12 protein-coding genes and 1 pseudogene are annotated in these 10,625 nt (G+C 68.5%); 8 read left to right on the forward strand and 5 right to left on the reverse strand.

Annotation, left to right across the window (positions count from 1 at the left end):
• From QOC69_RS01905 to QOC69_RS01925, 5 genes and pseudogenes are all read left to right on the forward strand, one after another.
• Positions 1-330, forward strand: a pseudogene (locus QOC69_RS01905) (cytosine permease); the annotation flags it as partial.
• A 14-nt stretch (positions 331-344) separates the two neighbouring features.
• Positions 345-770 carry a nucleoside deaminase gene (locus QOC69_RS01910; RefSeq protein ID WP_526435826.1) on the forward strand — a complete coding sequence of 142 codons (426 nt, stop codon included), beginning with the start codon at positions 345-347 and terminating at the stop codon, positions 768-770.
• A gap of 9 nt (positions 771-779) precedes the next feature.
• The gene (locus QOC69_RS01915) at positions 780-1,739 is read left to right on the forward strand and encodes an isopenicillin N synthase family dioxygenase (protein WP_526435804.1); all 960 of its coding nucleotides are present in this window, start codon (positions 780-782) and stop codon (positions 1,737-1,739) included.
• Between the two features lie 26 nt (positions 1,740-1,765).
• On the forward strand, positions 1,766-2,242 hold the full coding sequence (locus QOC69_RS01920; RefSeq protein WP_526435806.1) for a ribose-5-phosphate isomerase: 477 nt from the start codon (positions 1,766-1,768) through the stop codon (positions 2,240-2,242).
• 3 nt (positions 2,243-2,245) lie between these two features.
• A complete protein-coding gene (locus QOC69_RS01925) occupies positions 2,246-3,046 on the forward strand; it encodes an Fpg/Nei family DNA glycosylase (protein WP_526435808.1) in 801 nt (266 codons plus the stop codon).
• Positions 3,047-3,051: 5 nt separating this feature from the next.
• On the opposite strand, the gene QOC69_RS01930 is transcribed toward QOC69_RS01925, so the two are convergent.
• The gene (locus QOC69_RS01930; RefSeq protein ID WP_526435810.1) at positions 3,052-3,315 is read right to left on the reverse strand and encodes a hypothetical protein; all 264 of its coding nucleotides are present in this window, start codon (positions 3,313-3,315) and stop codon (positions 3,052-3,054) included.
• Between the two features lie 130 nt (positions 3,316-3,445).
• On the opposite strand from QOC69_RS01930, the gene QOC69_RS01935 reads away from it, so the two are divergent.
• On the forward strand, positions 3,446-5,131 hold the full coding sequence (locus QOC69_RS01935) for a cation:proton antiporter (protein WP_526435812.1): 1,686 nt from the start codon (positions 3,446-3,448) through the stop codon (positions 5,129-5,131).
• A 10-nt stretch (positions 5,132-5,141) separates the two neighbouring features.
• On the opposite strand, the gene QOC69_RS01940 is transcribed toward QOC69_RS01935, so the two are convergent.
• Positions 5,142-5,768, reverse strand: a complete 627-nt coding sequence (locus tag QOC69_RS01940; protein ID WP_526435814.1) for a hypothetical protein — start codon at positions 5,766-5,768, stop codon at positions 5,142-5,144.
• A 103-nt stretch (positions 5,769-5,871) separates the two neighbouring features.
• Positions 5,872-6,729, reverse strand: a complete 858-nt coding sequence (locus QOC69_RS01945) for a DUF1542 domain-containing protein (RefSeq protein WP_526435816.1) — start codon at positions 6,727-6,729, stop codon at positions 5,872-5,874.
• A 262-nt stretch (positions 6,730-6,991) separates the two neighbouring features.
• On the opposite strand from QOC69_RS01945, the gene QOC69_RS01950 reads away from it, so the two are divergent.
• Positions 6,992-7,255 carry a hypothetical protein gene (locus QOC69_RS01950; protein WP_526435818.1) on the forward strand — a complete coding sequence of 88 codons (264 nt, stop codon included), beginning with the start codon at positions 6,992-6,994 and terminating at the stop codon, positions 7,253-7,255.
• 16 nt (positions 7,256-7,271) lie between these two features.
• On the opposite strand, the gene QOC69_RS01955 is transcribed toward QOC69_RS01950, so the two are convergent.
• The gene (locus tag QOC69_RS01955; protein WP_526435820.1) at positions 7,272-8,843 is read right to left on the reverse strand and encodes a hypothetical protein; all 1,572 of its coding nucleotides are present in this window, start codon (positions 8,841-8,843) and stop codon (positions 7,272-7,274) included.
• A 309-nt stretch (positions 8,844-9,152) separates the two neighbouring features.
• Between QOC69_RS01955 and QOC69_RS01960 the strand changes: the two genes are divergently transcribed.
• On the forward strand, positions 9,153-9,857 hold the full coding sequence (locus QOC69_RS01960; RefSeq protein WP_526435822.1) for a VldE C-terminal domain-containing protein: 705 nt from the start codon (positions 9,153-9,155) through the stop codon (positions 9,855-9,857).
• A 74-nt stretch (positions 9,858-9,931) separates the two neighbouring features.
• Here QOC69_RS01960 and QOC69_RS01965 read toward each other — a convergent pair whose 3' ends face one another.
• Entirely contained in the window at positions 9,932-10,201 is a 270-nt protein-coding gene (locus tag QOC69_RS01965; protein WP_526435824.1) for a hypothetical protein, read from the reverse strand.
• Between the last annotated feature and the right edge of the window lie 424 nt (positions 10,202-10,625).

Genomic DNA, 10,625 nt, shown 5'->3' on the forward strand with positions numbered 1-10,625 from the left:
AGCTATGAGGCGTTCCTGCTGATCATCGCCTACTGGATCGGACCGTGGCTGGGCGTGGTGTTCGCCGATCAGTACCTGCGCCGCGGACAGGCCATCGCCGGCTTCCTGTACGACCGGTCGTACTCCAACTGGAGCGGACTGTTGTCCTTCCTCGTCGGCCTGGTGGTGTCGGTGCTGCTGTTCTCCAACCAGGAGAAGTTCGTCGGCTACATCGCGCGGGGCCTGCCGCAGCTCGGCGACATCACCTTCTTCGTCGGCTTCCTGCTCGCCGGTGGCAGTTACGTCCTGTTGTGTCGATCGAAGATCGGCGCTGAACGCGTGGCGGCGTGACCGCACCGGAGCAGATGTTGCAGGTCGCCGTCGACGAGGCGCGGAAGGGCCTGGCGGAGGGCGGCATTCCGATCGGGGCGGCACTGTTCTCCGCCGACGGCACCCTGCTCGGCAGCGGACACAACCGTCGGGTGCAGCAGGACGACCCGTCCGTGCACGCCGAGACGGATGCCTTCCGGGCGGCGGGCCGTCAGCGGAACTACCGCTCCACCGTGATGGTCACGACGCTCTCACCATGCTGGTACTGCAGCGGCCTGGTGCGGCAGTTCAACATCGGTGCGGTGGTGATCGGGGAGGCCGCGACGTTCCACGGCGGGCACGACTGGCTGGCCGAACACGGGGTGGCCGTCACGGTTCTGGACGACGAACGGTGTGTGACGATGATGACGGAGTTCATCGCGGCCAATTCGGAACTCTGGGCGGAGGACATCGGTGAATAGGGCTGGCGAATGAACACGATTGCGACGGTGGACCTTTCGCGCTGGCATGCGGGCGGGGCCGAGGCGGACGCCGTGGCCGCCGAGGTCGACGAGGGCCTGCAACGGGCGGGATTCATCCTGGTCACCGGCCACGGCGTCGACCCGGGGTTGGCCGCGGCGGTGCGGGCCGGCAGCCGGGAGTTCTTCGATCAGCCCGACGCCGTCAAGCAGCGCTACAGCGTGCCCGTTGGCGGGCACGGCTGGATCGGGCCAGGTGCCGAGGCCAACGCCTACGCCGAGGGCACCGAGACGCCGCCCGACCTCAAGGAGAGCTACAGCCTTGGCGCAGAGACCGCGACCGGCGACCCCGACGTCGACCGGATCTGGTTCGCGCCCAACGTCTGGCCGGCCGAGGTGCCGTCGCTGCAGCAGCTCATCGCCGAGTACACCACCGCGATGCGCCGGGTGTCCGACGACCTGCTCGCCCTCTTCGCGCACGCGCTCGGGCTACCGGCCAACCCGTGGGCCGCGCTGGCTGACCGGCCGACGTGGACGATGAACATCAACCACTATCCGCCGGTCAGCGTCGTCGGTGAACCCGAGCCTGGCCAGTTCCGGATCGGCCCACACACCGACTTCGGCACCGTGACCGTGCTCGACCGCGAGCCAGGAGCGGGTGGGCTGCAGGTGTATTCGGATGCCGGGGGGTGGGCCGACGCCCCGTACGACCCCGCGGCGCTCACGGTCAACATCGGCGACCTGCTCGAGTACTGGAGTGGTAGCCGCTGGCCGTCGGGCAGGCATCGCGTGCTGCCGCCGCAGGCGCACGCGCCGGAGGAGGACCTGGTGTCGCTGATCTACTTCTACGAGGCCAACCACGACGCGCTGGTCACGCCGCTGGAGCCGCCGGTGGGGCGGGTGTCAGGCCTGGAACCCGTGACGACGTCGGCGTTCATCAAGGAACGGCTCGACGCCATCACGGTTGGCTGACGTCCGCGTCTGCCAGAATGGCGGCCATGCGCGTCTACCTCGGCTCCGACCACGCTGGATACGAACTCAAGCAGGCGATCATCGAGCACCTGAAGTCCGGCGGCTACGAGCCGATCGACTGCGGTGCCTACACCTACGACGCCGAGGACGACTACCCGGCGTTCTGCATCGCCGCGGCCGAGAAGACCGTCGCCGACCCCGGCAGCCTGGGCATCGTGATCGGCGGCTCCGGCAACGGCGAGCAGATCGCGGCCAACAAGGTGCCCGGCGCGCGCTGCGCGCTGGCGTGGAGCGTGGAGACGGCGTCGCTGGCCCGTCAGCACAACAACGCTCAATTGATCGGCATCGGCGGCCGGATGCACCCCGTCGAGGACGCACTCTCCTTCGTGGATGCGTTCCTGACCACGGCATGGTCGGAGGCGCCGCGCCATCAGCGTCGCATCGACATCCTCGCCGAGTACGAGAAGACGCACGTCCCGCCGCCCGTGCCCGGCGCGGAATAGCCCGTGCCCGAAGGGCATACGCTGCACCGGCTGGCCCGGCTGCACCAGAAGCGGTTCGGCCGCACCCCCGTGATCGTCAGCAGTCCACAGGGGCGGTTCGATGGGGCCGTGGTGAGCGGTCGGGTGCTGCGCAAGGCCGACGCGTACGGCAAGCACCTGTTCCACCACTACGACGGCGGCGCGGTCGTGCACGTCCACCTCGGGCTGTACGGATCGTTCACCGAGTTCGGCCCGCTGCCAGAAACAGGGGAGCCGCTGCCCGTCGGACAGGTCCGGATGCGGATGATCGGCGCCGAGTACGGCACCGACCTGCGCGGCCCGACGACGTGCGAGCTGATCGACGAGGGCGGCGTCGACGACGTCCTAGCCCGCCTCGGGCCGGACCCGCTGCGACGCGACGCGGACCCCTCGCCCGCGTGGAATCGAATCAGCAAGTCCCGCAGGACGATCGGCGCGCTGCTGATGGACCAGGCCGTGATCGCGGGGATCGGCAACGTCTACCGCAACGAACTGCTGTTCCGGCACGGCATCGACCCGCACCGCCCCGGCACGCACGTCAGCGCCGCGGAATTCGACGACGCGTGGACCGATCTCGTCGAGCTGATGAAGGTCGGTCTACGCCGCGGCAAGATCATCGCCGTGCGGCCCGAGCACGACCACGGCGCCCCGTCGTACGGACCGGACCGGCCACGCACCTACGTCTACCGGCGGGCGGGAGAGGCGTGCCGCGTGTGCGGCACGCCCATCCGCACCGAGGTGTTGGAGGCGCGCAACCTGTTCTGGTGCCCGACCTGCCAGACCTGACCCGGTCAGGCGTCCTTGGCGTAGCGGGTCAGGAAGGCGAACGCTGCGACCCCGGCGACGACACCGATCACGGTCCACAACACGAAGGGGACGACGAGTGAAATGGGCGACCAGCCGACACTGGAGAACGTCACTGCCGTGTAGAACAGCCAGATCAGGCGGTAGACGCACCAGAGCGCGGTGATGCCGCTGGCGATGCCGATCGCCAGGCTCGGCGTGCGGTCGACGCGGTTGATCTGTTCTTCGATGCTGGTGGGCAGGATCTTCATTGCGGTTCTCCCTTTCGTCGTGCGTTGCCTCGTTGGCGTCGCCATCGGGGCAAGTACAAGCGCAGGGCGCGGCTACCGATCCCAACAACCGTGCGGAGCGGGGCGCCGCGTTTGACGGGACAATCGCCGGGTGGAACTCATCCTGGTCGTCGTTGGGGCCATCGTCGTGACCGCCATGGCGCACCGGCGCGGCCTGGAACCCGCGCTGATCATCGTCGTGATCGGCAGCGCGGCATCGTTCATCCCGGGATTCGAAGCGCCCGAGCTCGACTCGCACATCCTGCTGACGGTGGTGCTGCCGCCGCTGCTGTACTCCGCCGCGTTGGACTTCTCCTTCCCGACGTTCCTGCGCAACATCAGGCCGATCCTGGGCTTGGGTGTCGGACTGGTCGTGGTGACGGCGTTCACCGTCGCCGCGGTGTCGTCGTGGCTCGTGGTGGTGCCGTTGACGTTCGGCACGGCGCTCGTCCTGGGCGCGATCGTCGCTCCGCCCGACGCCGTCACCGCCGTCGCGGTGGGACGCAAACTGGGACTGCCCAAGAAGGTGATGGCGATCCTCACCGGGGAGAGCCTCATCAACGACGCGGCCGCGCTGACGCTGTTCTCCATCGCGGTGGCGCAGGTCGCAGGCAGCCACACCTTCATCGAGAACCCCGTCCTGCTGTTCAGCTACAGTGCCGTGGTCGGCCCGGTGGTGGGTGCGGCGCTGGGCTTGGTGACGCTGTGGATCCGCAAGCGCCTGGCCAACCCCGGCCTGGAGACGGTGCAGGGGCTTCTGGTGCCCTTCGGGGCGTTCATCGCCGCCGAGGAGTTGCACGCGTCGGGCGTGCTCGCGGTCGTGGTCGCGGGTTTCGTGGTCGGCAGCGGGACGCTGGGCGCCGGCTACCAGACCCGGCTTCAGGAGCGGTACGTGTGGAACTCCGTGGACGTGCTGTTGGAGGCGTTCGTGTTCGCCTACATCGGATTGCACCTGCGGTTCGTGCTGGAGGACCTTCGGGAGGCCCACGAATCATTGGCGGAGGTCGGCGTCGCCTCGCTGATCGTGTTGGCGATCGTGCTGGTGATTCGGCCGGTGTCGGTGCTCGCCATGTTCGGCCGCAGCGAGTTGTCGCGGCACGTCGAGAGCAGGCTCAGCGTGCCTGCGCCCGACAGCGGCGGCCGCGGGGCGCTGGGCACCCGTCGTCGCGGCAAACCGCCGGGAAAGTGGCGAGCGCTCATCGACCGCCGGTCGCTGACCTGGCAGGAGAACGTCGTGGTGTCGTGGACCGGCATGCGCGGGGTGGTCACGCTCGCCGCTGCCGCTGCCATCCCGGCGACCACGGTGGACGGCGAGCCGTTCCCCGAGCGCGCGACGATTCAGGCCATCGCGTTCGTCGTCAGCGTCGGCACGCTCCTGATCCAGGGCTGGACGCTGCCATTGCTCATCCGTCGCCTGCGCGTGTCCACCGACGAGAGCGCCTCCGAACGGGAGGAGACGCTGAAGGCGGAGCGCCTCGTGCACGACGCCGCCGACGAGGTGTTGGCCGAGTTCCGGGCCAAACCGCCCGAGGGCCTCGACCCGCGCATCCTCACCGAGATCCGCAACACCATCGCGCGGCACTCGCAGGATGCCGACGAGATGCCCGATCCGGAGGCGCACACGCCGCGGGCGGAAGTCTTTGCGGCGCTGTACCGCGACGTGCTGGCCGCCCAGCGGGCCGCGCTCATCGCCGAACGCGACGACGGCCGGATCGAGGACGAGGCCGCCCGGGCCATGCTGGAGCGGCTCGACCTACAGGAGGCCGGGGTTTCGGCCAGGTTGGACAGCCGGTTCTGAGAGTTGCCGGTCAGGGGCGCGTCGGAATCGGAGTGCACGCGACGAAGTCGCCGCATTTGGGCAGTGGGTTGGGGTTCTGCGGTGGAGCCCGGTCGCAAGCCACGAGGTCGCCGCACGAGGGCAGTGGGTTGGGGCTCTGGGGAGGCACCGGGTCGCAGGCCACGAGGTCGCAGGTGCCGATGCCGAGCGGGGGCTTCGGCGGCGTGCTCGGCTCCGGCGCGGTGACGATCGGGTCGTCTTGAGCTGCGGGAGCGGGTGCTGGGCCGGGGACGACGACGACCCGCGGGGCACCGGCGACTACGGCTGGGGCTGGCATGGCGGGGTACGCGGTGACGACGGGCGCCGGCACGACCGGGGCGGGCGCAACGGCGGCGACGCCGCTGGGTGGTGTGGCCGGGCTCGACACCGATGCGGCTGGGGCGGGGGCGGACTGGGTCAATGCGTTGAAAGCGACCCCGCCCACCACGGCCAGTGACGCGACGGCAACAAGGGCTGCCAGGCCGCTCACGACCCATCCCGCCTTCCACGTCGGCGACGGTGAACTGGCCGGAGGGGGCACCGGATCTGCTTGGGGGACGAACGTCATCTGCGGGCGATGGACGGTCGGGGCGTTCGGGGAGACGTAGTTCGTGGTCATCGGGATCTCCATGGGTCAGTGCGGCCCCGGTGAGCCGCCTTCACCAATAAGAGAAACGAGCCGACCCGATCCCGACAGTTTTCTCGGAACCAGTTTTCGACGGTCAGAACCCGCCGAAGTCCCCGCCGCCGAAATCGCCGCCACCGAAGTCGCCCCCGCCGCCCCAGCTGTCGCCGCCCCAGCCGCCGCCACCGTCGCCGCCGCCTCCCCAGCCGCTGCCATCACCGCCGCCGCCGTCACCCCAACTGTCGCCGCCGTCTTGGCCGGCACCCTCGAGCTGGCCCTGGTCCATGCCGTCCTGGAAGCCGTCGCCGTAACCGTTTTCGAAGCCCTGCGCGTCATAGCCGACGCCGCCCATGCCGGAGAACAACGAGCTGAACAGCAGCGCCGAGCCCAGACCCCACGCACCGGCCACCAGGGCGGGCTTCCACCACGGCTCGGAGTACCAGCCGGCGGGGACCGGTCGGCCGGCAACGCGGCCGCCGGGGTAGTAGTTCGGTGTGCGTTCCGACGGGCCGGGCGACGCCTCGATGTCGCGGCCCTCGAACTGAATTCGACGGTCCTCGGTCACGGTGCCTGCGGTCTTCTGGCCGGTCAGCGATTCGAGCTCCGGCCCGGGATCCATGCCCATCGCGACGCGGGCGGCGCGTACGTAGTACAGCCCCTCCATCGCGCTTTCCTTGGCGAGCAGCGCCTGCTTGGCCGTGGTCGCCTGATCGATCTGGGACGACGCCGCGGTGTAGCGCTCCGACGCATCGGCCATCGCCTGCTTGGAGGCGTCGTCGGTGCCGGTGATGTTGAGCACCTGGCCGCCGAGGCGCTCGATCAGACGCCGCGCGTCGGCCTTCGCGTCGGCCAGAGACGATGCGTTGCGGTTGCCCGACGCCTTGGACGTGGCGTACACCGCGAACCCGATGGCGGCGACGACGACAATGATGAGCACCAGCAAGAAGCCGTTCATGGCGTCCAGCGTACCTACAGGAAAACCGGTGAATCCGGACGCGATCATCACGGGGGCGGACCCGCCACCGGAGGTGATCGTGCGGGTGGTGCCGGTTCGTCGCGCAGGCGTCTCTCTGGAGCGGCTATCAAACACACCGGTGAGGAATCGATGAGCGACTCCGCACCCAGTGAGCCGTGACGCGAACCCACTCAGACGTTCTCCAGCAACACGATGGATTGGATGGCGCCATTGCCGATCGGCATGCCCATCCGCAAAACTCGTGCCGCCCAGCAACCCGGGCCGGCGATCCGCCGACACACCTCTGGGTGTCGGTACGGGTGGCAAGGGCGGCGACACGACGCTTACCGACCCCGCAGGAGCGACAGCAGGTACGGGCGCCGCGGCAGGTGCCGGCGGGCCGGGCGGTAACGGCGGAGCCGGCGGTGCAGGCGCCACGGGCAATACCGGCAATACCGGCAATACCGGCAACACCGGCGATCCCGGCTCCGCCGGTTCAGCGGGGTCGGACGGCACCGTCAACTAACCCGGCAACCGCCCCTTCAGGGCGCGGGTGGTGCCGTCAACAGAGGCACGAGGGCCTCGTGGGTCTGCAACGCCAGCGCCTTGCGGATGTGCCCGGCCGCGTCATGGTCACCGCCCTCGTCGGGGTGCTTGAAGTATTCGGTGTGTGCCGTTCCGCGTTTGAACCGTGCGGGCTTGTTGCCTTGCACCCCGATGTCACGGATGCCCGGGCCGAACAGCGGGCGCAACGCGCCGCCGAACCAGTCGCCGCGGAGGTCGCCGCGAATCACCGGAAACCACAGGTTCGTCCAGCGCGTGACGGCGAACGGCGACTGCGACCCGAGCACCTGGCGGATGCCGTCGCCCTTGTATCCGTAGTTCGCCTTGCGCTGCTCGCCGCCCTCCACGGGCAGTGTCTCCGGCCGTGGCGGGCAGGTGACCAGCGCGCCGCGACGGACCAGTCCGTCGAACAGCTCGCGTCGGCGCGTACGGTCCACCTTCTTCAATCCGCTGAAGAGCTTGGGGCGGGTGACGAGGATGTCGGCCAAGGCCATCGGTGTGCCGACTGAGACGAAATCAGTGATGCGCCAAGGGTTTCCCTGCCGCCGCAGATCCTGCCACAGGGCGAACTGCAGGTCCTGGAAGGCGTCCAGCGCCTCGTCATCGTCGTCGGCAATGAGCCGGTCAGCGGCCTTCTCGAGATCGTCGAGGGACGCGAGCTTGATCGGCAGTGGCGTCTGGTGTTCCGGCCGCTCTGTGTGCAGGTGGTGAACCTGCGCCCAGAATGAGATCAGTGCGTCGTAGGCGATGTAGGCGCCGAGGCTGTGCGCCACAACGACGACGCGCGAGTACCGACCCTCGTCGTGCAGCGCGTGCAAGAGGTCGACGAGACCGCCGCGGATGGCCCGCCGCGCCGCGTAGGAGTGCGGCGCCGTGTCGAGGTAGCGGGCGACGTCGACGAACGACGCCGTGATGCTCTTCACCACCGCCCGCACCAGAAAGCGGAGCACGCCGAGCCAGAAGAGCAACACGACCGCACTGCTGACCGCCCCGAGGATCCACCACGGAACGTCTCGGTCGAGCAGGTGCCCGCCGACCAACAGTGCGGCCAAGGTCACGGGGATCGCCAGGAGCGCGAGCCAGATGACGCGCCAGATCCCGAACAGGGGATCGGGGACGTTACTGGGCCGGCGAAGGAACAGCCGCAGCGTGGTCGGCCCCAGATCGGCGAACTTGTTGCCGGTCATCAGGTACGACCAGTGGTATTCGTAGATCTCGGCCTGGCCCTGTTTGGGTTCGGGCGACGACTTGTCGGTCAGCGGTCGCGCGATGTAGCGCCGGGCCTCGTACGAGCCGGTGATCTCGGCGGGGCGGGAGTAGTAGTAGTCCCAGTTCCGCGGCGTCGTCGGGTACAAGTCGCTCAACGGATGGAGTGCGGTCTTCACGAAGCCGTCGAGGGTGTCCATTGGCCGCTGCTCGCCCATCCCGTGGACGATCACGACGGCGGTGCGGACCGTGCCCACCGGTCGGTCGTCGGCCCAGGCTGACGCGTCCGCACCCTCGGACTGCTCGGCACCCTGGGCCTCGGCCGTGACGTCCTCTACTGCCATGTCGCCCCCGAAGACGTGTGTCGCGTGTGATCTCCGAGTCTGAGGGGTCGCGTTCGCGCGGCGTGCGGATTCGCGACTATTGACGCCCGCGTTCGTCTCCGATCTCATCGACGTCGACACCGGGATTGCCGGCTGTTAACCGGCTTCTTTCCTTTACTCACGGCAACGTCCTGGGCGCCGTCGGCCTTTGCCGTGGACATGCAACACCAGTCACAGTATTCACACTGGCCCCACAGGTGTCGGTCCGGGTTCGATTCGGATTTCGCGCATTGCTGTACATATAACGATTCGATAACTACGGTGCTGGCTGTGGGTCGACACGTATTAGCCAGCCGACGACGCAAATCTCCCTTGATTTTGGTTGCGTGGGTGGTCCCGACCGCCCTGCTCCTCGCGGTCGGTGGTGCTGGCTATTCGCTGGCCGCCGATCGCGGCGCTGGTCCTGCGGCAGGCGTCGAAGCTCAGCCAGGTGGACACCCCGTTGCACCGTGCTGCATGGAGATCGTGGCGGCACCGATGGTCCCGCTCTCGCCGCCACCGTCCGATGTCCAGTTGGTAGCGAGTTCCGATGGCGGAGAGATGGTTTCGGCATCGAGGGCCTCCCGTTGGCGGGTCGTGCCCATCCCTCAGTTGTTACCGACCGGGATGGCTCCGGAGCGGGGACTGCAGGTGAGGACCATCCTGGCTTCTCGCGCCATCAGTGCGGCGTTCCCGGAGATCCACGAGATCGGTGGCGTCCGGCCCGACGCGCTGAGATGGCACCCCGACGGGTTGGCGCTCGACGTGATCATCCCCAACCCGAGCAGCGCCCAGGGCATCGCGCTCGGAAACGAGATCGTCGCGTACGTGCTGAAGAACGCGGACCGGTTCGGGATGCAAGACGCAATTTGGCGTGGCGTCTACTACACCCCAGATGGCGGGCAACAGAGTGGTGGGTACGGCCACTACGACCACGTCCACGTCACGACTACCGGGGGCGGGTACCCCACCGGCAGGGAAGTCTTCCTGAAGTAGGGGGCGGCGGGGTCTGCCCGTGTGGCCGACGTCGGTGATGGCTTCGGTCGGCGCACCCGGTGACCGCGCGTCTTTCACTGCGACGGCGACTGCGGTGCCCGTTTGATCACGGAGGTACCGCTCCCGCTGTTGCCGCTCTGGCGGATGATCGAGGTACCGGGAGTGATGGTGCCATCCTGGCGGATGGAGGGGCCACCGGTCGGGCCGTTACTCGTCGCGGCGCTGGGTGACGTGTTGCCGCCGTGGACACCGCGCAGCTCGTCGGTGGTCAGGGTGCGGATGCTGCGGCGGCGCACGGCCAGGGTGGGCCGGCAGGTGGTCCCGTCGTTGGTGTTGGTCTTCATGGTGTGCTCCGCTTGGTTGGTGTGAGTTCGTTTCTGGTGCCGGTCGTGGTGACCGGTTGACGCAAACTCTGCGGTGCACGACTTGGCGGATTCTTGGCGAGCATCCGCCTCACCCCACGACGAACACCGCCCCACGACCGACGTCGAGTCGGCATGGGGCGGTGTGGGATCCGCGCGGATCACGGGACCGCCCCGAACGGGGCGGCAACCTGGGAAGACACCCCGATCAGGGCGGCTTGGTGGAGCGGGCGACGGGAATCGAACCCGCGTAGCTAGTTTGGAAGTTTTATACCGACTTCGAACGGCTGAGCGAAATCGCCTGGTCACGCGGTGCTGTAGCAAAGCCAATTACCAACGTGGCCTGGGGTTTCGGTGCGCCTAGCACACGGCTACGGTACGGGCACGGTACGGCTACAGTACGGGG

Source organism: Mycobacterium sp. (genome assembly GCF_032162105.1).
Classification (GTDB): Bacteria; Actinomycetota; Actinomycetes; order Mycobacteriales; family Mycobacteriaceae; genus Mycobacterium.